This is a genomic window from Rickettsia rickettsii (assembly GCF_001951015.1).
Taxonomy (GTDB): Bacteria; Pseudomonadota; Alphaproteobacteria; order Rickettsiales; family Rickettsiaceae; genus Rickettsia; species Rickettsia rickettsii.
Window position 1 is genome coordinate 949,374 of sequence record NZ_CP018914.1, and the last position, 24,344, is coordinate 973,717.

The window sequence follows — 24,344 nt, forward strand, 5'->3', positions numbered from 1 at the left end:
AAACATTTAAATGTCACATTCATGATTTATCTTTATCGGATCCAAAAAATTTAAAGTTTTTTATAGCAAAAAGCTTTGCAAATCAAATTGATGTTTGTAAAACTAAAGAACATGTTCAAAATTTTTTACAAGAGTTACACGAGCTATGGGAAGATTTATTTGAAGAGATATTGGAAGATAAGCCTGTATATAGTTTAGACATTGACTGAGCAACATACTATGCCGAATTAGATTTTACCGAATTAAATCAAAATAATATGCTGAATACAAGATTTAGCGCAACCTCCCTTGATTTTCATTTAATAGAAACGCTACCTAACTTTTCTAGTGACAAATAAAAATATAAGGCTGAACTAACCTTTACAGAATTAAAACAAAATAATTTTGCAAAAATATATTTGGAAAAACAACAATATAACTCTCAAAGTATTCTTATTTCAAATATACAAAATAATCACAATAATTACATATTATTTCCTAAGATTATAAACCTTGAAGAACAAGTTACCATAGATATATTAAATAATTTATTATTATTAGGTGCTTATAATAAATGTAATTTTTTTGAATCCAATAACGGATCAGAAATATATTTTAGATTACCTAATAATGAAAGGCTTGCCATGAAAGTTTTTAGTTTAAATAATCAGCCTATATTAAAAGAAAATAAATTTGAAAATTCTATATTATTTTTAAGTACAAAAATAAACGAAAATGGTGCTGTTGACTATAGTGAAGGCTTTAGTACTGATATTATAGCCAATGGTAAAATAAATGCTTCTTATATAATTCCTCTAGGCGAGATAATGGACTCTAATTAACAAAATAATCATATGCCAAATAAAATTATACTATTTCTTACATCATGTTTTTTAAATACTGATTTATTACCGATAAGCGGTTAAAAGATATTGCACCCTATCCTACACCACTTGAAAATCAAAAGTGTTATGTAATTCATTTACCTACAGAGTCCAATGAAAAAAAGCTAAAAGTAGAATTGCAAGCAACAAAAAATGCAATGCAAGATTGTAATCGTGTTGGGTTTGGTGGTAAGCTGGAAACAAAAACTTTAGAAGGATGGGGATATAATTATTATATAATTGATCAAGTTAGCGATCACCCTGCTAGTACAATGATGGCATGCCCAAACGTAAAAGCAACCATACAACCTGTTAGTGTATTTTTAGGCGATGAAACATTTTTAAGCTATAATAGCAAACTACCTATCGTAGTGCTCCAAAAGATGTTGAACTACACCACGTTATTTGGCATAACAATGATACAATCAATTCTGCAAAGGAAGAATAGGACATACTATTCTTCAAAAACATTTAATATACTATATGATATTTAACGTCATCGCGAGCAGTCGTAGACTGCCTGGCAATCCAGAAAAAATAATCAAAATTCTGTAAATCAGAAATTTTTACTAGATTGCTTCGTCAAAACTTGCAGTTTCTTCTTGCAATGACGAAGACTAACACAGTTAGCATACTAAATTACTCAAAATCTTCCCCTACAGCTTCAACTTCTTGCACTTCCGGTACAAAATGTTTAAGCATGGACTCAATGCCGTTTCTTAAGGTTATGGTGGAACTAGGACATCCAAGGCATGCACCACGAAGTGCTAATTTAACTACACCGTTTTCAAAGCCTTTATATATTATGTCGCCACCGTCTTGTGCAACAGATGGACGCACCCTAGTTTCAATAATCTCTACGATTTGTTTCTCTATTTCCGAAAGCCCATCAAGGTTATGATTTACATTATCTGCTTTGGTGTTTTCTTCAAATACAGGCAAGCCTGAAACAAAATGATCCATAATAACCATTAAAATCTCAGGCTTTATAACTTGCCAATTACCTTCAGCTTGTTTAGTTACTGTTATAAAATCACTACCGAAAAACACCGATTTTACATTATTAATATAAAATAATGATTCTGCAAGTTTGCTTCTTCCTTTTACTTCAGCAAGCTCACTAAAAAATACCGGCTGATCACTACTTATTTTCTGCCCTGGGAAAAATGTTATTGCATCCGGATTTGGAGTATCTGCAGTTTGAATAAACATAATTAAAGCACACTAATAAATTTGTTGATTATTATAAATTGATAGTACTACTTTTACAATATATTTGTATTTAGGCATTTTTACATGGCGCTCAAAAGTATTTCATTCCTGCGGCAGCAGGAATCCAATACTACCTATCCACGTCATTGCGAGAAGGCATTTATGCCGACTAAGCAATCTCATGCAATTTAAGAGAGATTGCCACGTCGCTACGCTCCTCGCAATGCATTGTTGCAGGGACCGGTAAAGCACTCGGTGTCAAGCCACGGGATGACAGAGGTGCAATTGATCCACACAACAACGCCTCCTCGCAATGACAATTATAAATATTTTGCTAGATTCCCGCTTTAGCTAGAAATAACATAAGGCGGCAAATATCTAATTAATATACAAGCCGGTATAAAACAAAGTCCTGCTACAATAAAGAAATAAGTCCAGCCTAAATAAGTAGCTGCATAGCCTGAAATACTACCAAACAATATGGTACTAATATAAGCAATAGAAGTAATTAAAGCAATTTGGGTTATACAATATTTAGAACTACAGCATCTTAATTGGTAAGAAAAAAACGGCGACATAGTTAAGCCCTTGGTAAATTCTTGAAAGAAGACCGCTATATACAAACTTGTAATATCTCGATTATAAAAATAGAGAAATAAAAAAGATAGGCTAGATAAAGCATGATATATTAATGCTCTTTTAAGCAAATAAGAATATTCATATTTTCGGCACAAAAACCCACCTATAAAACCTCCAAGGATTGTAGCACACATACCGAAAGCTTTATATCCAAGAGCTAAATCTTTCTTCGTATACCCAATATCAAGATAAAACATATTCGGCATAATTGACAGAAAATTATCTTGAAGACGATATAGAAGCATAAAACTAACAATTATTAGCCATTTAGGTTTCTTGACAAAATCATAAAAAGCATGCCAAAATCTATCAAAATCATTAATAATTATCTTATCTTTAAATTTAAGCGGATAGATTATAATTAATAGTAATGATGGTATACATAAAATTGCCATAGCACGATAAACATCTTGCCAGGATATGATAGTAGATAAATATAACGCTCCTGAACCTGCTATAAGTATACCTATTCTAAAGCCTGTAGTACAAGCTGCCTCACTTATGCCCCAATTTTTATTTGTAATCAGTAACATCTGTGATGATTGAAGTAACATATCATAAATGGACGAAAAAAATGCCACAGCTACTAAGCATAAAGCAAATGGTATAAAATGAGTGTTAGGGTTAAAATTTGTTAGAATATATACACAAAAAATACAACTCACCAAAGCAATAATTAAACAATATTTATATCCCCGCTTACTTAAAGGAGCAAAACTTACTTTTTCAAGCAAAGGACCCCATAAAAATTTAAATATATGAATAAAATTCACTAAACTAAAAAGCCCTATAGTGATTTTATCAAAACCGGATTCTCGAAGCCAAAAAGAAAGAGTTGAACCGGTAAGTAAATAAATTAAACCTCCAGGAAAAGAAATTATTAATATAAAGAAAATATTAGATATATATTGAAATCGTGAAAAATTTAAACTTATGAATTTATCCTCCTTTATAAATATACGGTTGTCATTCCTGCAAAGGCATCGCCCGCATGGATATCTAATCGTCATGAGCAGCCATAAGGCTACGTGACACTCTAATGAAATAATAATAAACTCTTGAGATTGTGCTTCGTCAATTACTTATGTAATTGCCTCGCAATGATATAAATAACGTAAACCTAAATTACGATACTTTCTTTCTTTTATTACCGTAGCTGTTACCATCAAAGGTTCTTTTACGGCTACTATCAAAAGCATTAAACTTTTTACCGTCACCGCCGGCTCTTTTACCGAATGATCTTTTACGATTATTTTTATCACTTCTAAACTCACTACGTGGCGTAGATTCTCCTTTATTTACTAAACGATCGATTGCACGCCATCTAATAACATCATCAGGAGAAATAAAAGACAACGCATGTCCAGTAGCCCCTGCTCTACCCGTTCTACCTATCCTATGTAAATAATCTTCAGGACACATAGGTAAATCATAATTAATCACATGCTGTGTATGAGGAATATCAAGCCCACGAGCCGCTACATCAGTTGCTACCATTATTCTATGGTTTGACTTACGAAATGATAAAATTACTCTTTCACGTTGACGCTGACTTAAATCACCGTGTATAGCTTCTGCTGTATGATTTTCATATTTTAACATTTTAGCTAATTGATCGGCAGAGCGTTTAGTCTTCACAAAAATAATGACCGATCCTTCCCTATGACCAAGTTGTTTAGTTAATGCACTAAATTTTTCTTTATCAGAAACATGCATTGATTCCTGTTTTATTTCTGCAGCTGCTTTATTAGTAGCACCTACCGTAATACGTACCGGATTGTTTAGATATTTTTGAGAAACAGCAATAATATGTTTTGGCATAGTAGCAGAAAACATTAAAACTTGTCTTTTTTCCGGTAAAAATTTATTGATTTCTTCTAATTGTTCTTTCATCCCCATATCAAGCATTCTATCCATTTCGTCAAGTACGGTTATGCCTATACGATCAATTTTTAGACTTCCCCTATTTAAGTGATCGATAATACGCCCCGGCGTACCGATAATCACTTTTGGATTCTTTTTTAATTGCATAAATTGTTTAGGCATCGGTTCACCGCCTATCAAAACTGCACTATTAATTTTATAGGATGTAGTTACTTTATTTAAAGTACTGTGTATTTGCGTTGCTAATTCTCTAGTCGGAACAAGAATTAAAGCAGTAGTTTTATTTTTAATAAATGAATCAATTAACGGCAATAAATAAGCAAGAGTTTTGCCTGAACCTGTTTGGCTAGAAGCGAGTATGTCCGATCCCGCCATTGCAACCGGAATCGATTGCTTTTGTATTTCAGTCGGCTCAGTTATATTCATTGTCTCGAGAGCAATAATTAATTCTTCAGATAAATTAAAATTTTTCATTATATAATCCAATATAGTTTTAAATCAAAATATGCACATTATTGATTAGACCTCTTAACATAACTTATTTCTTAAAGATATATGAGACATCGATGCTGCTCTCTCATCCTTACATACTTAACTATGTACGCTGCGTAGAGTAGCAGTTCTTATTCCCTTTATAAGATAAGTTATGCAATAGGTCTATTGTATAAAAAATAAGTTATAGTAAATTAAAATAACGACTTATATAATTATCCTGAATCAAAAAATATGCTTAAGCTAGATTACAAAACACCTACTAAATATATAAAACGATAATGAATAATGAAACTATTTTAGAATCTTATTCAAGCCAGAATAATATTATTAGATTTAGGGCATTTTCATGCCCTTTTAGTAAAAATAATTTATTATACTTAAAATTATATAGGTTATTATAAGACAAAAACAAAATATTTACTATTTTGATAAAGATGACTAGGCTACCCTAAATTATAAACAATTGTGGATAGCTGCTTTTGGTATTATAAATTTATTTAATTCTGAGGTTAACAGCATAGGCTTTTCCTTGCTTTTCTTCAAGATCAAAAATTACATCTTGTCCTTCTTCAAGGCTATGTAAACCTGCTGCGTCTACGGCTGATTTGTGTACAAACACATCTTTGCCGCCATTGTCCTGTTCAATAAATCCAAAATTCTTTGTAGAATTATACCACTTAACTTTACCTACTATATTTGTAGCCATAAAAACCTTTATTAGATAGAAATTACTTATTTGAACTTAACACACGCTTATAATAACTAAAACTTAAATTTTACTTTAAGCCTTACTTAAATATAAGAGCCGATAAAAATTCATTATGTAAAACTACCTTACCTTGCGGTATTTGTCAATAAACATGTCAATAACATGCAAGAGAAAGTATTACTTCCTGAAACTAATCTATCATATTATTACTATTTTGTCACTATTTAAGTTAATTATCTAATAAATTAATGAGTAAACTAACGATTTTAAATGTGTTTAATAACTTTTTCATATCAGACTAATATATTAACGATAAAAGTACTTGCTTTTTCGTATTTTTTTTATTAATCTGTCCACTTAGCAAATGCAACCTTAATATCCACAGCTGCCCGCGTGATGGAATGGTAGACATAACGGACTTAAAATCCGTGGAGCGTAAGCTCTTGCCGGTTCAAGTCCGGCCGCGGGTACCATTCGCCATTTTTAGGCAAATTCACCAATGTATCAAACAGTGAACACAGCATAAAATCAAGCTTTTCAGGTTTCAATATTAAGTTCCCAAATAATTTACTAAACGTCTTTTTTCACTCACGCTGGAACTTCTTAAATATCTTATAGGCACTTGAGACTGTTGATATCAAGGAAACCTGTAGCGATAACCGAAATTAATGCGTAGCTGTGACCCTAATGTATTAATGCACATCGCAACTAGATATTAATGAGTGAAACTGATTTAGAGATTGCCACAAAAAACTAACCACCAAACCAATGCTATTTAATATGTTTACTTTGGCTGAACATTTGTATATAAGACAATTGTCGAAATCAAGCAAATTACAATAGACGAATAGCATCACTGCTTCGCTTATTTTAGACTAAAGAAATCTAGCAAACAGAATAGATTGAAAAGGCAATAAGTAAAAGCTTTGCAGCGTTTTTTACTTAATAATACATACGCTTTAATAAATGTTGTTTATTATATTGTGCTTTAGAATTTGTAGGATCAAGTTCAATTGCTTTATTATAAGAATCAAGAACTAAATTGTATTTACCTAGTAAATAGAAAAAGCTGTATTTTTGAGTAAGATAGATTTATTAAATATATAATTATTGACTTATTCCCCCCCCCCTATAAATTACTTCTCTCACATGATAATTAAACTCTATCATTAATATATAAGCTAATTTTAGAGAGTTAAAATATAAAGAAGAAATTTTAACCTCTGAGTCTTATATTGATGAAGAGGAAGAAAAGAAATTAAAAGCTCAAAATGCATAGTTTTGACTAGTTTTTTAACTTTCTGTTATTTCTTTTTTAACTATATAGATGAAAAAGCAGCAGAATAGAAACTACAGCAAGAAGCAGAAGCAAAAAAGTTAGATAAAGCTGAATGATGCAAGCTATAATATTTCAGCAATTCTCAAATAATCTTGAGGGGCAAGATTTTCAGCGCGATAATTATCATTGATGTTCAACTGAGTTAATACTTCATGTATATTAGGTACAAGATTTTTCAGTGATGATTTGATCATTTTCCGTCGTCCTGCAAAAGCAAGCTTTGTTATTTGCTCAACTTTATTTATCAGAGCAATAGACAGCGGATTTTCTAAAGGTATTAGTTTAACTATCGCAGAATATACTTTAGGAGGTGGATAGAAAGCAGTTGGCGCTACGTCAAAGCACTTTTCCACTTTAGCTATTAACTGACATATTACCGATAACCTGCCATATGCTTTAGTTGAGGGTATAGCACAAATACGTTCTACTACTTCCTTTTGCAACATTAGCGTCATACTAGTAATTAGCCGTGCTTCTTTCAGCCATCTAATCACTAACTCAGTACCTATATGGTACGGTAAATTAGAGATTATAGTGACTTTATAGTCAATTAATTTAGACTCGCCTATATCGTTCGCTCTCCTATTAGTTATAGGCTTCGCTTCTCGCTTCTTGTATGCAAATCCAACTGAATTGACTATATCACAGCTTAAATCGGTTAAATTTATTTTAAGAGCATCTTGTTTAATAATATTTAGATTAGGATAATATTCTTTAATCTCATTAAGGAGCGGGAGGCATCTCTCATCTGTTTCTATAACAGTTAAGGATTCAGGATTTTTCTGCAATATTGACCTAGTTAACCCTCCTGTGCCGGGCCCTATTTCTAATACTCGGCTATTTTCTGCCAGGTTACTTGCACGTACGATTTTATCACATAGACTACTGTCAAAAATAAAATTTTGTCCGTGCTTTCTAAGAGGATTAACTTGATGTAAAGCTGCGTGTTTTGCAATTGAAGGGAGCATAGGGTATTTCATTCCCGTGAAAGCGGGAATCCAGTAAAACATATAAAAACTTGTTTTTATATGTTTGTTTTTATCAAATATAATTCTGTATTAATAATCAAGGTTATTTTCTGGATTCCCGCCTACGCGGGAATGACATAGAATCACACATACTAAGACGGCAGCATTATTTTTATAGCTGCTTTCTTACGCATATTTTCAAACATTTTTTGTGCTTTTTGCGAAATCTTTTTATTGGTTAGGAAATTTACTACATAATTATTTTCATCTTCATTAACATTTAAGATTTTTTTGCTGCACACTAATGTTATTTCAAATTTGTTATTTACTTCAAAAACATTACTTGCTTTATCAGGAGTTAAGTCCTTTACAATAGTTTGTTTTACGCCTTCTATCTTGCTAAGCTTATCGGTAATAATTTGCATAGTAGCAAAATTATCATAAAGCGATTTTTTAACATCCGCACATTTTTTTAGTCGATTTTTCAAATTATTCATCTGCGTAAACGCTTTATTGCCACCATCTTTAGATGTAAATACTTGCATTGAAATTTCTACGTCTTTTTGATCGCTAGATAAAATTGCAACATCTATTTCTTTATTACTTACTTGTACCGATCTTGATAGACTTGATAAAATATTCATTTTAATCAACTCGGATTTAATTTGGGAAATAAAACTATCAGGATTGACCGATCTGCTTTTTAGATACTGAAGAAGAGAACCGTGAGGCATTTTATTACGATCTTCAATAGACTTAATAGCGTTCTCTATCTCTTCTTGCGGAATTTCTCTATCTCCTGCATATTGAAAAAGCAAAGATTCGTCAATTAAGCTCTTAAGTGCTAAGTCACTTAGCTGCTTATCTTGAGCAGGCGTTAGACTTGCAACATTATTTAGTGCCATAATCATTTTTTTTCTAGCACGGAACTCATTAAGAGTAATAGGTTCATCATTTACGGATGCTACTATATTCGGTAATGATGCTTGTGCTACATTAAAAGTAAAAAAAACGGTAATGATTAATAATAATTTTCTCATATGATACTCTGAATAAGTGACCAGTAAGTAGACGAAGTTTTATTTGGAAAAGAGCAAGGAGTCTATAAGTCAAGGAGCAGAGCGTACATTTAGTACGTGAGCACCGCAGAACTTATAAGACGAGCCAATTTTTCAAATAAAACGAGTATACTCACATGTTTAAAACTTTTAAACCGATAGAAATAGTCGGCGAAGAGGTAGTCTTTTTGATTCCTCTACTTCCATCGGCTAGATAATCGGAATAAATCTTTGCAGTAATTCTAACACAATCTTTAGCATATGTCATCCTAATAGTTCGCGTAAGCAAATTTGGAGCTTGTCTAGAGAGATCAATGCGTGCACCAAAGCCTATAGTCCAATTTTCCGCTAGCTGATAATTTATGTCTCCATAAAATTGTCGTACTCTATTATTTGAAACCTTTATACTTTCTACGGAATAATATTTGTTAAGCTTGGTAAGCTGAATAAAACTACCTAGACAGTTAATCTTATCATAGTTAAAATTGCCTCCCACTTCATCCCTAATAGGTCTGAAATATCTATCTTTCCGAAAGCTATAAAACACTTCTAAATTATTAGAAAGATTACCTAGTATCTGCCCTACATTTTCCTTATCATCAGCTGGCAAATTTATACTATATCTTGTATTACGGGAGTGTCCTAAAAATAATTTTAAATAATTTTCTTCTTTAGCAATACTAGTATTTAAGCCGTAACTTAATCTATTACCGAAATCATGGCAATCAATACCGCTATAACGGTTGGATAAAAAGATATTTTTTTCGGATAATTCATATTTAGCAGGATCAATTATAACAAAATTTTTATCTTTCTTAGATAGTTTACGTCCCATAGTAAAAGAAACTACCGGCTCAATAAGTAAATTTATCGTTTTTGTTATATTGCCTACTAACGGATAACGCCATAAAGTTTGCAATTCCGGTATATTCCTTTGAAATGATTTACTTTCTCTCGGCTTATCTACATAAGCCCGCCTAGCAAGATAAAAATCGCCTCTATCTTTAGCAGCAAAATCAAAAATTTGTCCTGAAGCAGTCAGCACATTATGCATAAAGGATAGTTGCAAAGAGGTTCTAGCAACTTGTTTTCCTATTCTTTCTTTGTACATTAACGTATTATTTTCAACAACGATATGGCTGTTGTCATTATCATTCAAATTTATCACGTTTTTTGTATTGATTTTTGGTAATACTAGAGGATCGTTATATTTACGATCATTACTACCTAAGCCTTGAAAACTTAATCCTTCCGCCGAAAAATAATCAACCTCATGAATTTTATTTAAGAATATTTTAGAAGTTAAATATGAAGCGTAGTTATTATAATAATTTTTTAAATAAGCTTTATCCGATGTACGCTCCACCCTGAAACCGTAATCATAAACTTTATCGGTACTAATAAAATTACCGCTTGCTATATAATGATAAGAAGAAACTTTTTTATTTTTCACTACACTTCCATCTTTTTCTAGAAAATACGGTAATTTACCGTAACTAACTTGAAAATTCATATTATCGGTATCATTCAGGCGATAACGTGCTTCTAGCTCATAAGTTTGATATTTACTCAAAATTCTTGGCGTGAGCGTAAAATCGATATTAGGTTTTGCACGTAGATATAGGGGGATGCCAAACCCTTTATTTTTGACGTCAGGTACCAATAATCCAGAAGTTGCAGGGGCCGTATGAGTCGGATGGAAAAAATACGGTAAGTAACAAATCGGTACACCGTATACTTCAAAAAACACGTTTTTATAAACTACTCTATGCTCTGCGGAACGAATATAAGTATCCTTAGCAGCAATTTGCCAAATAGGGTTTCTATTACAAGTAACATCACAAGGGGTAAACTCGGCATGGTGCAGCTTAAGATTATTTTCATCTATTCTTTCGGCAAGTTTAGCAATTAAAAGATTATTATCACCGGAAAGCAAAATGAATTCCGATATGATACCTTTCTTAAATTCATCTTTTAAAACCGCTTTGTCTCCCTCTATTATCCGATTTTGTTTATCCTTAATTCGGATATTACCTTCTGCCCATAAAATATCATTTTCTATATCATAAAGTAAATTATCTGCCATTAATAAATACTCATCCGTGATAATTCTTATATTACCTTTAGCATATATCAAATCCTGATTTTCATTATACTCTACGAAGTCAGCTATAATATTGCTTATTTTAATATTTTGACCATTCTTAGAAAGAGCGCTAAAACTTACCAAAGAAAATATTATGATAATAAGCAAACATATTATTCGCAGTAGCATTTATATGTAATAAATATATTTTAATAGTAAAAAATAATAGCAAGCTATTAGCAATATATCAAATAATAAAAAATTTTGCTTGCTCTTTTGTAGTACAAGGTTATTCTATGGAGATGATAATCATCATTGCGAGGAGATGCATAGCATCGACGTGGCCATCTCATAAAGTAGGATAAACTCCTGAGATTGCTTCGTCAAAACTTATAGTTTCTCCTCGTAATGACGAATAATGTGTTACCCTCAGCGCAAAACACCAAATACTAATAAAATGCTAGACAATTTCATTGCGCATCAAGCAACCAAAGAGTTTTCAGTTAGTGAGATTTCTAATAAAATCAAAGAGCTATTAGAAAATAATTTTGGCTATATTAAGGTAAAAGGCGAAATTTCAGGCTTAAAAATAGCAAGCTCAGGTCATGCTTATTTTAACTTAAAAGAAAATACCGCCATTTTAGCCTGTACTTGCTGGCGTCCTATTCTTGCTAAAATCAAATTTCCTTTAAATGACGGCATGGAAGTAGTAATTAGCGGTAAACTCTCAAGTTATGCAGGTAATTCACGTTATCAATTATCGGTAGATAATTTGCAACCCACAGGACTTGGAGCTATGCTGCAAATTCTAAATGAGCGTAAAGCAAGGCTCGAGAAAGCAGGCTTATTTAATAAAATACGTATTCCTATACCCTTTTTACCTGATAAAATAGGCGTTATCACTTCAATAACCGGTGCTGTTATTAAAGATATTATTCATCGTATTCGCGAACGTTTTCCGACTCGGATAATAATATGGCCGGTTAGCGTACAAGGCGAAAATTCTGGCAATGAAATTGCTGAAGCAATTGAAGGATTTAACAATTTAGAAGAGGTAAATAAACCACGTGTTATAATCGTTGCTAGAGGTGGCGGTTCTATAGAAGATCTTTGGTCATTTAACGATGAGATATTAGTACGTGCTGCCTATAACTCAAAAATTCCTATTATTTCCGCAGTAGGTCATGAAGTGGATTATACTTTAATAGATTTAGCAGCCGATAAAAGAGCTCCAACACCGACTGCTGCCGCAGAATTTGCTGTACCGGTACGCTCTATTTTAAATAATACGCTACAATCTTATGAAAAAATATTATTGAATAATACTAGCCGGTTAATTAAATATCACGAACAAAATATAGTAAATTACAATAAAATACACAGATATCTCTCTCACTATATAAATAATAGGCAGCAATTACTGGACGAAACCGGTTTTAATTTACTAGATGCTTTACCGTGCTTTATTGAACTACAAGAAACAAAGATAAAATCTTTTTCTAAAGAAAGAGTTAACCCTGCTAAAATAATCAATTACAAAACATTAGAATTAACACATCAAACAGCTTATCTATCAAAATCGGCAAATAATACTTTGAAAAACTTTGAGTATAAATTAGAATTAAATAGTACGTTACTTGCAAGCCTTGATTATCACAACGTATTAAAACGAGGTTTTGCTATAGTTAAAGGAGAAACTGGTAATTTTTTATCTTCTAAAATTACTGCTGCGAATGAAAAAATTTTTAATATTAAATTTTCTGACGGTGAAATTAAAGTAGTGCGTGCTTAAAGGCTTTGGTTTTATACTTCTCATTTCTAAAAATTTGTATGCTTTAAGCATAGGCACGAACGAACAACAAGCAATTTTAGAATGCGAAGGACAGCTGATAAAAAAACTTTGATAAATGCATGGTATGTAAATGAGCCTTATCAATACTTAATTGCTGCTTCAAACGGTCATACTACCGTTTCCGGTATGGATATAGAATTAATGAACGCTATTGCTGCAAAAATAGGTATCAATATTGAGTACAATCAAGATAGCTAGATATTCAAAGCGGCAATGCCGAAATGACAGCAGGAGCTACTGATACTACTGAGAGGAGTTGCAATTGTTATTATTCACAAAATTGAGCCTCTAAGTTTTTGGGGACCGTTTTTTGCTTTCATTACAGCTAATTGCGATACAATATTACGAGATTTTATTATGAAAGAAAATTCAATTAAGAGGACACCAAGAGGAGTGAGTATTGCAATCACTGTATTTATGGGCTATAGCTTTTAGCATATTATTAGATATGTACAGTAGTAATCCAAATTATCATACAATAAAATATTCAATGAGGATAGTAATTGCCAGAGCATTTATTACTAGTCTCTTAGTTTATCATTTTGGTTTTCTTGAGTGGCGATTCCGTAATACAAAATTAGAAGATATAGCAAAACAAACATGAAAATAGCTACTTGGAATATTAATTCCATAAAAACAAGACTTAATTTATTGCGTAATTTTTTATCTAAAGAAAATCCGGATATTTTATTATTGCAAGAAATAAAATGCGAAACCGCAAAATTTCCTTTTGATGCATTATCCGATCTACCTTATAATTCTTATGTTCACGGACAAAAATCATATAACGGCGTTGCTATAATTTCAAAATTTCCTGTCGATGAAATAATTAAGGATTTTCCGAATAATTACTGTAGTGATCAAGCAAGATTCTTAGAAATAAAATTATCATTACCTATAGGGTTTTGTAATATAATCTCGCTCTATGCTCCTAACGGTTCATTTGTCGGTAGCGATAAATTTGTAGCAAAACTAGCATTTTATGATAATTTTATCAATTATCTATCAACTAAAAAATCTTTTGACGAAAAAACTATCATAGGCGGTGATTTCAATATTGCACCGTTCGATATAGACGTATATTCACCTAAGCTACTGGCTGAAACTACGTGTTTTACTGAGGTTGAACAAAAAAAATTACGCACTATTCTAAATTCCGGATTTGAGGATTTATACAGATTAATGCATCCGAGTAAACAAGAATTTTCATGGTGGGATTATAGAGCCAGATGTTTTGAACAAAATAAAGGTATGAGGATTGATATGATTCTTGGTTGTAATAATACTATTGACTATTTAGAAAATTGCTATATGGATTATAATTTAAGGACTCAAGAAAAACCTTCAGATCATATACCGGTAATTGCGAGTTTTAAGGGATAGTCAATGTGGAATGTTGCTATCTTAGGGTGCCGTATGTCATTCCCGCCTACGCAGGAATGACATAGACCACTTTTTAAAAATAAATATATGTCTCCAAAATTCATGACATTTTACGAAAAATATATGACGATTGTCGGTACAATAGGCAATTTTATGTTCTATGTACAGGCTCATAAGATTTTCACCTGCCAATCTTCGGCTTCTGTGTCTATGCCCGCCTTTACTATAAGTGCTATTGCTCTTTGTAGTTGGCTTATATACGGCATATTAATAAAAAATACACCTATTATAATAGCAAATATAGTAGGTTTTATCGGGGCATTATTAGTTCTCTTAACCATAATAATATATTAAATAATGACTAAGCAAATCATTACTTTAGTTGGCCGTCCGAATGTAGGCAAATCAACGCTTTTCAATAGATTAAGCATACGTAAAAAAGCTATCGTTCACGATTTGCCAGGCGTCACTAGAGATAGAAAATATACAGACGGCAAAATCGGCTCTTTTGAATTTTTGTTAATTGATACCCCAGGACTTGACGAGCATCCTAATAGTATGGGAGAGAGGTTAATTGAGCAGACTACTAAAGCAATTTTAGAGGCAGATTTAATTTGCTTTATGGTTGACGCTAGAAGCGGAATATTACCTGATGATAAGCTACTTAGTAGTTTTGTTAGAAAATATAATAAGCCTGCTATATTGGTAGTTAATAAATGCGAGAAAGCTTTTGATTTTGATAAAGAGTACTATAAATTAGGGTTTGATAGTATGATAGCTATCTCTGCCGAACATGGCACAGGCTTAATTGATTTATATGACGAAATTATTGCCAAGTTACCTGAAGAAGAATCAATCGAGACAAATATAGCCGATCCAATTAAAGGAGATTGTTTGCAGATAGTAGTTAGTGGCAGACCTAACGCAGGAAAATCTACTTTTATAAACGCTCTCATTAATGATGAAAGATTATTAACCGGTCCTGAAGCCGGCATTACTCGTGAATCAATTGAAATTGATTGGCAATATAAAAATAATCATATTAAATTGATTGATACGGCAGGACTCCGCAAGAAATCTACTATTACAGAGTCTTTAGAAAAATTATCGGCATCGGATACTATTAACAGTATTAAATTGGCTAATACCGTAATCTTAATGATTGATGCTTTAGCTCCTTTAAAACAGCAAGATTTAAATATTGCAAGCCATGTGGTCAATGAAGGAAGAAGTATAGTTATAGTAGTGAATAAATGGGATTTAGTTAAAGAATCCGAAAAAGAAGCATTTCAGGAAGAATTTTATTATCAAATCAATACTCATCTGCCTCAAGTTAAAGGTATCCCCGTTCTATTCATTTCAGCAATAAATAAACAAAATATTGAACAAGTGCTAGATGCGTGTCTTAAAATTTATAAAATTTGGAATAAGAAAATAACTACTAGCAAATTAAATGAATGGCTTAATTTTACTACGGAAGCACATCTGCTGCCTTTACAAAAAGGAGGCAGAAGAGTGCGTGTAAAATATATGACTCAAACAAAAACCCGCCCCCCTACTTTCAAGCTATTCTCCAATAATCCGGAAAAAATTACCGATAGCTATACTAGGTATTTAGTAAACAATATGCGTGAGGCTTTTGACATGCCGGGCGTTCCTATTAGATTCACTTACGTAAAAACTAAAAACCCGTATGTGTAGTTTAAAATTAATTAATAACAGTTTAGTTATTAGCACCGAAAAAGCTGAATTAGATATATTACTAGATAATATTCATCATGAATTTATTAAGTAATAATGCTCCAGAAGCACTACCTAATATTAAAAATTTTTTGTTTGAATAGTCAGCAAGAACTCTTAAATAAGGAAAAATTTCAGGTTGTCTTTGAATTTCATCAATTACTATTAAACCGTTTAAAGGCTCAAGAGTTGTTTTAAGATTCTTAAATTGATCTAAGTGAGATGGATCCTCAAGGTCAAAAAAGTAGCTCTTTTCATCTTCTTTAAGCTGTTTAATATAAGCGTGAGCTAAAGTAGTTTTACCACATTGCCTTGGACCGAGCATGACACAAATAGGGAATATCTCAAGGGCACCTGTGATATGTGTTAACTAATAATTTCTGTCTATCATCCTTGTAATTTCATAATGACACTTTGAATTTACAATATAATTTTAATCAAATAATAGCAAGATGTTTCTAGGTCCTGTGCACTTTTGATTAATGATTATAATTATTAGATCTTTTTAAGCGAAAATTAATAAGATTTTTGAAGGAATAGTTATGCATATTTCAAAAAAATTTGATCATTTCCAACTAAAAAGAGCCATAATTATGATTATTCTATTAAAAGTGCACAGGACTTAGGCTCCTCTACCGGATTTTCCTATCTCTCTTTGTCTTTCTTCTAATACCTTACTTGTATGCGGTCCTACCGCTTCCTTATCTTTACTAAATTTACTTTTTCCTAAATGAACTATAGTTTCTGCTACTACTCCTAGCACTTTTGGATCTGATAATAATTTTAACGCCAGCAATAATAATTTTACCGTATTCATGTTTGCTAAATTTATCGGCAATTTGAATTAATTCAGGTGCATGTTTACTTACCGGCTATCTTTACTAATTTTTCACCGTCTAATTTTAATTTTTGACCCTTAGGTGTTTTATTTCAAAACTCATCTACAACCGGTCCTAAACTACTTGCATGTTTTGTTAATAGTTCAGGAAGGTCTTTTTCAATTATTTTTCTTATTTCCGGATTATGGTTTTTAACTTGTATCAAAGGACTCATCAATTCCTTTACCTCTTTTACCTTTTCTTCTTTTTATTTCTCTTCCTTTGGAAGTGGCTTAATTAACTGAAATTTTTGTATTATATCAGCAACTTTATCGCTATCGGGAAGAGCAAGACTTGCAAGTTTAGTAATTGACGGCAGAGCATCTTTTAAAAAAGACGTAGATGCATCTAATGCCTTATGTATAAACTCCGGATCTTTCCCTTGTGATTCTATTCTTTCCGTTACTTTAGGATATTTTAAAATATCTAATATATCCTGTTTATTACTATCTAAATATCGCGGTAATTTTTTTCTAAAACAGGAGATAAATTATCAATAATTTTTTTGGCATTTTCAACTAATATTTGAGGTTTTTTGCCTTTTAATAACTCTTTTTTAGTTTCAGTATCTCACCCTTCCATATTTAGGTTAATTTTAGTCCAACGCTGATTTGCTTTAAGCTGACTATAAGCTTTTATAGCTGAAGGAGTACTTTCAATTAATTTTTTGCTAGAATTTACAAGTAGTGCTACTGTATTTGCAATTAATTCAGGTTTAGCGATTTTTTGTGCTTTAAATGTCATGTATATTTTTAATATAGCACCTTGAGATGACGCGTTTTTTTGTTTAATATTCTTATATATTTCTTGTACTTTTGGGTTTAAATCGCTTTCTAGTGCTTTAGATATTCAATCTACTCCTAGTGTAGATAATTCTCTGATAAATTTAGGACTTATTTTGTCTAATACATTTATTTTTTCTGTTTCGGAAGTTTGAAAGTGTTTTGTTATTTTGCTAAGCCTCTTATTTAAAATAGGCGTGAGAAGATATGAGATAACTTTAGACTGTAAAAGAGTTTCTTTTGAACTATTAGATATAGTTTCGGAATGTAAAACAGAAGCACATTTTTTTTATAAGCGATGCTGCATCTGCTATCATCTTGCAACCAGCGTCAATAGAACCTACACTAGTGTTAGCACTTCTCGCTTTTCTGAGGTTATTAAGCTCCAATGCAAGATCAGGTAAAACTTGAGAAGCCTCACAGGTAAACTGCAATGCACTAGGAACATTCCCGACTGCTTGGATAACACTTTGTATTATACCTAAATTATCCTTATTAAGATCTAGATATCGTTTATTTAACTCATCATATTTTTTGTTACCTGTGTCAGCTCCAAGAGCTAAATATCCAACTTGAACCCACGAAAGATTTTTATATTCTTTATCAAACTGTTGCCTTATATTATCAATGGATTCCTGCTCTTGCTCTTGGCTTTTAGACATTTCAATACCTTTATATAATTTAAAGATTTATAAAATTTAATTTTTGTTAATTTTAAAAGTCATGGTTATCTTGCAATGGTTTTTTACTATAATTTTTCATTTACCGGTAAATCCATACTAACCTCTCCACAGAATAAAACAATATTCTCCATTACCTGAGGATCTATATCCGGGTTGTTATACTCTTTATTTTTCTGAATCCAGTTGTAATAGTAAGGATCAGGCCATAATTCCATGATTTTCGGTAAAGATTTTTGCTGTATAGTACCGACATTATACTCGCGTTTTAAAACTTCAGCCGGCATTCACCCTACATCACCGATAAAATATATTTCTGAGAAATGCAAAATCGATTTAATATTATTATCGGGATCTATATGGATTTATAATATTCACGTTATACATCATTAAGCAATTTCGCTACTATAAATGATTTATCGAGATGTCTTTCTATACTTACTAAAGCTATATTTTCTAAGTTTTCGGGGTATTAAACAATTTTATCTAAAGCCGTTAATTTTTCAAACTCTTCCTCTCCTATTTTTTCTTTTAGATCTCTTTTATATTTTTGTTCTTTATCTGAAGGAAATACTAATTTATCATTTTTACAATCAACCACAAAAGGAGTAGTAATAGGATATTTAATAAATAAATCTTTTAGTTTCATAATAAAAAATTTCTTAATATATAAGGCTAATTTTTTATATGTCAAATAATATCCTCTAGACTATCTAGGTCATGCTTTACCAATCGTAACAACTTCGCTTCAGGGCTTAGATTTTTCACGGCCCATTTTTTAATCCAAGGTTCGGCGAGCTGCCACATATTAACATTACCGTCTAACTGTCTGCCTATCCCTTCCACCATTATTAAAGTCTTTTGCAATAGCAACAACTCCGGTTGTACTTCCATGCCGAAATCTTCCGTGATTTTAAATAAATGTGCAAGCAGCTTACCTATGGAAATATTTTTTATGGGCGTCCCTACTATAGGCTCGGTAACTGCTCTACAACTTTGAGCGAATAAAGCTAAATCGGTATTTGATGGGATATAGCCGGCTCTTAAATGTACTTTAGCAACTAATTTATAATCACGCCTTAAAAAGCCAAATAGACTTTCGGCAACGGCTAAACGATCTTTTTCTTTAAGTCTGCCCATAATACCGAAATCAAGTAAAATTATTTTACCTTGCTTATTCACTAAAATATTCCCTGCATGTAAATCAGCATGAAAAAATCCGTCTCTATAGGCTTGATTGAAAAACATTACGGCAAAATCCTGAGATATTTTTGAAGGCTCTAACCCCATTTCCTTTAGTAGCAAAGTATCATATATAGAAGTGCCGTCTAACCACTCGGTGGTTAGTATATTTTCTGATGTTAAATCCCAATATATTTTAGGGATTATCACGTTAATATCATTTCGCATATTATCCGTAAGCTCAGAAGCTGCTGCCGCCTCTAAACGTAAATCAAGCTCAAATTTCATAGTTTCATGAAATTTATCGACTACTTTAATCGGTTTGAGCCTTTTTGCTTTAGAAAATTTTGAGATAATTTTTGCAAGAAAATATAGCAGCTTAATATCTCTGTTATATTTTTTATGAATACCCGGACGCAAAATTTTTACCGCAACATATTCACCGGTTATAAGTTGTGCTTTATGTACCTGCGAAATGGATGCGGCAGCGATGGGGGTATCGTCGAGGTGTAAGAAAGGGAGAGCGTCATGGCTCACAGTCATAGACTGCGTGGCAATCTTTTGTTTGCTTGCTGAGATTGCTTCGTCGACATACATGTCTCCTCGCAATGACGTTATCAACCTTCTCGCCACCCCACCATCAAACGGAGGTAGCTTATCTTGCAGTAACCTTAAATAACCTGCTATCTCTGCTCCTACTAAATCGGCTCTTGTCGAAAGAGTTTGTCCAAATTTTATATAAATAGGTCCAAGATCACTTAAACAATCTATTAAGCGTTTGCCGTAATCTTCCCGTGATTTTTTTATTAACGAGACCGGAGCAAAAAATAAGGCTAATATATAACCGATAAACCTGCAATATTTAGGGCTTCTTGAATCAATTAAGATTTGCTTTTTACTGATGATACGAAAAATACGTATTAAATTAAAAAAATTACTTATCATCTATTATATACTCCGAAGTAAAATAAAGAATAGTATACGAAGATCAACTTCAAAAAGAGCAAGGAGTTCACAAGTCGAGGAGCGGCGCGTATACTTAATACGTAAGTACCGCAGATCTTGTAGAACGACGTAGCCAATTTTTGAAGTTCATCGAGTATACGCACTGTGGATAGCAACTATTCCGCCACTTAGATTTTTATAACCGACCTCCTCAAAACCGGCGTCTTTAATCATTATTCTAAACTCGTCTTGTGAGGGGAATAAATCTATACTTTCAACCAAATATTCATATGCCTCTTTATTACCCGCTATCATTTGACCAATACTCGGTATAATATTAAATGAGTAGAATTTATAGAAATCTTTTATGTATCCTTCCTTTACTTTTGAAAACTCAAGACATATAAACTTACCCATTGGCTTTAAAACCCTACATGCTTCCTTTAAAGCCTTATTTATATCAGGTACGTTTCTAATACCGAATGCTATAGTATAATAATCAAAACTATCATCCGGAAACGGTAGTTCTTCAGCACTTGCTACAGTAAATTTAAGATTTTGAAATAAATTCAGATCTATTGCTTTTTTCTTAGCTTGCTTTAACATTTCTTCATTAATATCACTTAAAGTTAAAGAGATATTATTAACTCTATCCCTTGCTTTTTTAGCAAGTTTTAAAGCAATATCACCGCTACCGCTAGCAACATCTAATATATGAGAGTTAAGATTTGGAATTTGCCTAATAAATTCATCTTTCCATAAGCGATGTAATCCCAAACTCATTAAGTCATTCATTAAATCATACTTATCAGCGACATTAGAAAAAACGTTATTTACTAAACCTTGTTTTTTAGTGTAGTCTACTTTTTTAAAGCCAAAATTTGTTTGGTTCATAGTTTTTTATTATAAATATTAGTATCACATGCCGGAACTTCCTGAAGTAGAAACTCTTAAAAACTCTCTAAAAGATAAGCTAATCGGGCTCATTATAGAAAATGTAGAGTTAAAAAGAGATAATTTACGTTATAAGCTATCCCCGCTTTTAGCTACAGAAATCTTAAATACTAATATACTGGATGTTAGGCGTCGTGCAAAATACTTAATTATAGATTTTAATAATGATTATTCTTTAATAGTTCATCTAGGCATGAGCGGCAGATTTACTCTGCAATCTGCTAATTATAAAACTCAAAAACACGATCATGTGATTTTTGATTTAAGTAACGGCGAAAAGTTAATTTTCAACGATACTAGACGATTCGGTATGATTTATAGTTTTAAGACTGATCTCTTAGAAAAAGAATTTTTTAATGATTTAGGCATAGAGCCTTTTTCTGATTTATTGACGTTAGAATATCTAAAAGATAAGCTACAAACTAAAAAAATACCAATAAAAAACTTGATTATGGATAATAGAGTTATAGTCGGAGTCGGTAATATCTATGCTTCCGAAAGTCTGCATTTAGCTAGAATTCATCCGGATAAATCAGGTAACGATTTAAGGGATGATGAAATAGAAAATTTAATTAAAGCGATTAGAGATGTGTTAACTAAAGCTATAACTGCCGGCGGTACTACTCTTAAAGATTTTGTAAACGGCGATAACAAACCTGGTTATTTTACTAAGCAACTTAAGGTTTACGGTAGAGAGGGACAAAGTTGTTTAAGCTGCTCTAGCACTATTATCAAGATAAAGCATTCAGGCAGAAGTACTTTTTATTGTAAAACTTGCCAATATAGTTAATTCACTTGACATATTTTTTAAAACTATTTATAAAGCGCTTTATTATTTAATGCAATTAATAGTTGTAAAATATATGGGAGTAGACTCCTTACATAACCTATCTTATAAAGAGGAATTTGAAGGAGACATGAAACGCAGCACCACAGCGTACAAAAAGGTAAGTGAGGATGCGAGTATTGGATCGACGTATATCGCAGATACTTCAGAAGTTGGGAGTCAAATAAGTGGTGAGCCTGTACAGCGTATAAAAATACCTGAGCACAGACAAATCCTGCAATTTAACGTACCAAATCTTGAAGTATCAAAGGTATACAAATTACCTTTAGAAGGAGGTTATGCAAGGAGTCTAATAAAACCGGTGATTATGGCAGGAGGTAACGGTAAAAGACTATGGCCTTTGTCATCTAAGGATAAACCGAAACAGTTTAAAAAAATATTGAGTGATCTCACTTTACTTCAGCAAACATTAAACCGAAATAAATTTTTAGGACAACCTACTATTATTACTTTCAAAAAATATGAATCAATCACCAAAGAACAAGCAGCAGAAATAGATGTAGAAATAGCATTAATTACGGAGCCTTTACAAAAAAATACTGCCGTTTGTGCCATTATTACGACATTATCGGCTACAGCACTAGGATTTGATATTGTAGTGTTACTACCTTCAAACCATCATATAGCAGATGATATAAATTATCTTAATACTATAAATAAAGCTTTACATTATGTTAATGAATGCGGCATTTGCACTATATTCCTATAAATGTTATAAGTGCCAAGTATGGCTATATAAACACAGGATTATCAATTGCAGAAAATGTTTATCTAGTTGATCATTTAATTGAACAACCTGTATTAGAGCAAGCAAACATTTTCAATGTAATGAATATTTTTGGAATTCAGGAATTTGTGTATACGATGTTAACTTCTTCTTAAACTTAGCAATGAACCTTCAACCTGATTTATTCTGTATTGCAAAAAAAGCATTTAATACTGCCGTAAAAAATGAGAATAGTTTGGCCATAGACAATGAGGCTTATAATGAAATCGCAGCAATTTCTATAGACAATACCATAATGGAATATATTTCGGGAATGGTCATGATAAAAGCCGATTTTGCTTGGAACGATCTTGGTACTTGGCATTCTTTATTACCGGTAAAACACCGGAATATAAACGATAATTATTGCTAGGGAAACGTAGTAACAAGCAATACTACAAACTCTTTCATTAGTTCTAATAATAAATTAAGGTCTTGACAATTGCATAATTATCGATACTATGAAAACGGCCTTTTGGTTGCCGATAAATCAAAAATGAATGATCTAGAGAAAGCTAACATCCTATTTACTGCTCTTTTTAACGGAAAATCTTATTCATCACCGAATTATGAAATATATGAAAAAGCTTTTCTAAATAATATTTTATCTTCTGAAGAAATAAAATTAGAAACTATGAAGGGAAATAACTAAGCTTGTTATATTCTTGCTAAAACTTACGAAATAATTAATCGTAACACCCCCAAGATGAATATAACTCTATGTTATTAACATTGATTGGAAGTAAATTAGGAAATACAGAATGTACACAGCTTGTTTATTCATATCCTAAAAATATACAAACTTTGAATCTACTGTTAACAATTTTATTCAAGACTATATAGGACAGCTTAATATCACTTTTGATGATGCTATATTATCAGCTGCTTACTCCGATACTTTAAATACTTCAATGTTAGGAGACTCAAATTATCATAATATGTATAACCTTAGTTGAACACCGCTAATATTCAAGGCTATTGACATAGAGTTATTGCTTATATATCCTATTTTTATGAGTTTAAACCTCATCATTCAAATATAGCTAATCTTATAAACTTCAAAAATCTGTAAGTTATAGGAA

27 protein-coding genes, 1 tRNA gene and 1 pseudogene are annotated in these 24,344 nt (G+C 32.0%); 13 read left to right on the top strand and 16 right to left on the bottom strand.

Annotated features, from left to right (window positions below):
- Positions 1-398: 398 nt before the first annotated feature.
- Positions 399-821: a hypothetical protein gene (locus tag BTU51_RS05830; RefSeq protein WP_012151161.1), complete on the top strand. Its 423-nt coding sequence runs from the start codon at positions 399-401 to the stop codon at positions 819-821.
- Between the two features lie 134 nt (positions 822-955).
- A complete protein-coding gene (locus BTU51_RS05835; protein WP_230453759.1) occupies positions 956-1,357 on the top strand; it encodes an ecotin family protein in 402 nt (133 codons plus the stop codon).
- Between the two features lie 145 nt (positions 1,358-1,502).
- Here BTU51_RS05835 and BTU51_RS05840 read toward each other — a convergent pair whose 3' ends face one another.
- The 4 genes from BTU51_RS05840 to BTU51_RS05855 all read right to left on the bottom strand — a co-directional run bounded on the left by BTU51_RS05840 (position 1,503) and on the right by BTU51_RS05855 (position 5,799).
- Entirely contained in the window at positions 1,503-2,075 is a 573-nt protein-coding gene (locus BTU51_RS05840) for a NifU family protein (protein ID WP_012262536.1), read from the bottom strand.
- 347 nt (positions 2,076-2,422) lie between these two features.
- Positions 2,423-3,724, bottom strand: coding sequence for an AmpG family muropeptide MFS transporter (locus BTU51_RS05845; protein ID WP_012262537.1), 1,302 nt, complete (start codon positions 3,722-3,724; stop codon positions 2,423-2,425).
- Between the two features lie 115 nt (positions 3,725-3,839).
- Positions 3,840-5,072: a DEAD/DEAH box helicase gene (locus BTU51_RS05850; protein WP_012151165.1), complete on the bottom strand. Its 1,233-nt coding sequence runs from the start codon at positions 5,070-5,072 to the stop codon at positions 3,840-3,842.
- Positions 5,073-5,586: 514 nt separating this feature from the next.
- A complete protein-coding gene (locus tag BTU51_RS05855; RefSeq protein ID WP_004997759.1) occupies positions 5,587-5,799 on the bottom strand; it encodes a cold-shock protein in 213 nt (70 codons plus the stop codon).
- Between the two features lie 390 nt (positions 5,800-6,189).
- Between BTU51_RS05855 and BTU51_RS05865 the strand changes: the two genes are divergently transcribed.
- Positions 6,190-6,275 (top strand) — tRNA-Leu (locus tag BTU51_RS05865).
- Between the two features lie 469 nt (positions 6,276-6,744).
- On the opposite strand, the gene BTU51_RS08320 is transcribed toward BTU51_RS05865, so the two are convergent.
- From BTU51_RS08320 to BTU51_RS05885, 4 genes are all read right to left on the bottom strand, one after another.
- Positions 6,745-6,894, bottom strand: a complete 150-nt coding sequence (locus tag BTU51_RS08320; protein ID WP_155105221.1) for a tetratricopeptide repeat protein — start codon at positions 6,892-6,894, stop codon at positions 6,745-6,747.
- Between the two features lie 309 nt (positions 6,895-7,203).
- Positions 7,204-8,109: a 16S rRNA (adenine(1518)-N(6)/adenine(1519)-N(6))-dimethyltransferase RsmA gene (rsmA, locus tag BTU51_RS05875; protein ID WP_012151166.1), complete on the bottom strand. Its 906-nt coding sequence runs from the start codon at positions 8,107-8,109 to the stop codon at positions 7,204-7,206.
- Positions 8,110-8,261: 152 nt separating this feature from the next.
- Positions 8,262-9,149 (bottom strand): SurA N-terminal domain-containing protein, encoded by an 888-nt coding sequence (locus BTU51_RS05880; RefSeq protein WP_012151167.1) that lies wholly within the window; start codon positions 9,147-9,149, stop codon positions 8,262-8,264.
- A 151-nt stretch (positions 9,150-9,300) separates the two neighbouring features.
- Positions 9,301-11,442: an LPS-assembly protein LptD gene (locus BTU51_RS05885; protein WP_012262541.1), complete on the bottom strand. Its 2,142-nt coding sequence runs from the start codon at positions 11,440-11,442 to the stop codon at positions 9,301-9,303.
- Here BTU51_RS05885 and BTU51_RS10045 point away from each other — a divergent pair.
- The 6 genes and pseudogenes from BTU51_RS10045 (at position 11,408) to der (ending at position 16,189) form a co-directional block, all read left to right on the top strand.
- Positions 11,408-11,618, top strand: a pseudogene (locus BTU51_RS10045) (hypothetical protein). The gene BTU51_RS05885 and the pseudogene BTU51_RS10045 sit on opposite strands and share 35 nt — an antisense overlap.
- A 92-nt stretch (positions 11,619-11,710) precedes the next feature.
- Positions 11,711-13,045 (top strand): exodeoxyribonuclease VII large subunit, encoded by a 1,335-nt coding sequence (xseA, locus tag BTU51_RS05895; protein WP_014362489.1) that lies wholly within the window; start codon positions 11,711-11,713, stop codon positions 13,043-13,045.
- A gap of 81 nt (positions 13,046-13,126) precedes the next feature.
- Entirely contained in the window at positions 13,127-13,303 is a 177-nt protein-coding gene (locus BTU51_RS05900; RefSeq protein WP_014362490.1) for a hypothetical protein, read from the top strand.
- 402 nt (positions 13,304-13,705) lie between these two features.
- Positions 13,706-14,488: an exodeoxyribonuclease III gene (gene xth / locus BTU51_RS05910; RefSeq protein ID WP_012151171.1), complete on the top strand. Its 783-nt coding sequence runs from the start codon at positions 13,706-13,708 to the stop codon at positions 14,486-14,488.
- Positions 14,489-14,575: 87 nt separating this feature from the next.
- On the top strand, positions 14,576-14,842 hold the full coding sequence (locus tag BTU51_RS05915; RefSeq protein ID WP_010977607.1) for a SemiSWEET family sugar transporter: 267 nt from the start codon (positions 14,576-14,578) through the stop codon (positions 14,840-14,842).
- Between the two features lie 3 nt (positions 14,843-14,845).
- A complete protein-coding gene (gene der / locus BTU51_RS05920) occupies positions 14,846-16,189 on the top strand; it encodes a ribosome biogenesis GTPase Der (protein ID WP_012262543.1) in 1,344 nt (447 codons plus the stop codon).
- A 61-nt stretch (positions 16,190-16,250) separates the two neighbouring features.
- Here the strand turns inward: der and BTU51_RS05925 are convergent, their stop codons facing one another.
- The 8 genes from BTU51_RS05925 to ubiE form a co-directional block, all read right to left on the bottom strand.
- A complete protein-coding gene (locus BTU51_RS05925) occupies positions 16,251-16,553 on the bottom strand; it encodes an ATP-binding protein (protein ID WP_012151174.1) in 303 nt (100 codons plus the stop codon).
- Between the two features lie 297 nt (positions 16,554-16,850).
- Complete coding sequence (locus BTU51_RS05930; protein ID WP_041472460.1) at positions 16,851-17,045, bottom strand: hypothetical protein; 195 nt, start codon at positions 17,043-17,045, stop codon at positions 16,851-16,853.
- Between the two features lie 631 nt (positions 17,046-17,676).
- Positions 17,677-17,850, bottom strand: a complete 174-nt coding sequence (locus tag BTU51_RS08650; protein WP_162839890.1) for a hypothetical protein — start codon at positions 17,848-17,850, stop codon at positions 17,677-17,679.
- Positions 17,851-18,136: 286 nt separating this feature from the next.
- Complete coding sequence (locus tag BTU51_RS05940; protein WP_230453543.1) at positions 18,137-18,550, bottom strand: hypothetical protein; 414 nt, start codon at positions 18,548-18,550, stop codon at positions 18,137-18,139.
- A gap of 86 nt (positions 18,551-18,636) precedes the next feature.
- Positions 18,637-18,855 carry a hypothetical protein gene (locus BTU51_RS05945; protein ID WP_012151175.1) on the bottom strand — a complete coding sequence of 73 codons (219 nt, stop codon included), beginning with the start codon at positions 18,853-18,855 and terminating at the stop codon, positions 18,637-18,639.
- Between the two features lie 185 nt (positions 18,856-19,040).
- Positions 19,041-19,262 carry a hypothetical protein gene (locus tag BTU51_RS05950; RefSeq protein ID WP_012151176.1) on the bottom strand — a complete coding sequence of 74 codons (222 nt, stop codon included), beginning with the start codon at positions 19,260-19,262 and terminating at the stop codon, positions 19,041-19,043.
- Positions 19,259-20,695 (bottom strand): 2-polyprenylphenol 6-hydroxylase, encoded by a 1,437-nt coding sequence (gene ubiB / locus BTU51_RS05955; RefSeq protein ID WP_012151177.1) that lies wholly within the window; start codon positions 20,693-20,695, stop codon positions 19,259-19,261. Before ubiB ends, BTU51_RS05950 begins: the two co-directional genes overlap by 4 nt.
- A 147-nt stretch (positions 20,696-20,842) precedes the next feature.
- Positions 20,843-21,589: a bifunctional demethylmenaquinone methyltransferase/2-methoxy-6-polyprenyl-1,4-benzoquinol methylase UbiE gene (ubiE, locus tag BTU51_RS05965; RefSeq protein WP_012151179.1), complete on the bottom strand. Its 747-nt coding sequence runs from the start codon at positions 21,587-21,589 to the stop codon at positions 20,843-20,845.
- A 28-nt stretch (positions 21,590-21,617) separates the two neighbouring features.
- Here ubiE and mutM point away from each other — a divergent pair, with 28 nt between their 5' ends.
- The 4 genes from mutM to BTU51_RS08660 all read left to right on the top strand — a co-directional run bounded on the left by mutM (position 21,618) and on the right by BTU51_RS08660 (position 23,914).
- The gene (gene mutM / locus BTU51_RS05970; RefSeq protein WP_012151180.1) at positions 21,618-22,439 is read left to right on the top strand and encodes a bifunctional DNA-formamidopyrimidine glycosylase/DNA-(apurinic or apyrimidinic site) lyase; all 822 of its coding nucleotides are present in this window, start codon (positions 21,618-21,620) and stop codon (positions 22,437-22,439) included.
- Between the two features lie 73 nt (positions 22,440-22,512).
- Positions 22,513-23,205 carry a sugar phosphate nucleotidyltransferase gene (locus tag BTU51_RS09725; protein ID WP_014362578.1) on the top strand — a complete coding sequence of 231 codons (693 nt, stop codon included), beginning with the start codon at positions 22,513-22,515 and terminating at the stop codon, positions 23,203-23,205.
- A 181-nt stretch (positions 23,206-23,386) separates the two neighbouring features.
- Positions 23,387-23,635 carry a glycosyltransferase family protein gene (locus BTU51_RS09730; RefSeq protein ID WP_041472441.1) on the top strand — a complete coding sequence of 83 codons (249 nt, stop codon included), beginning with the start codon at positions 23,387-23,389 and terminating at the stop codon, positions 23,633-23,635.
- A 123-nt stretch (positions 23,636-23,758) separates the two neighbouring features.
- Positions 23,759-23,914, top strand: a complete 156-nt coding sequence (locus tag BTU51_RS08660; protein WP_014362577.1) for a hypothetical protein — start codon at positions 23,759-23,761, stop codon at positions 23,912-23,914.
- Positions 23,915-24,344: the final 430 nt, after the last annotated feature.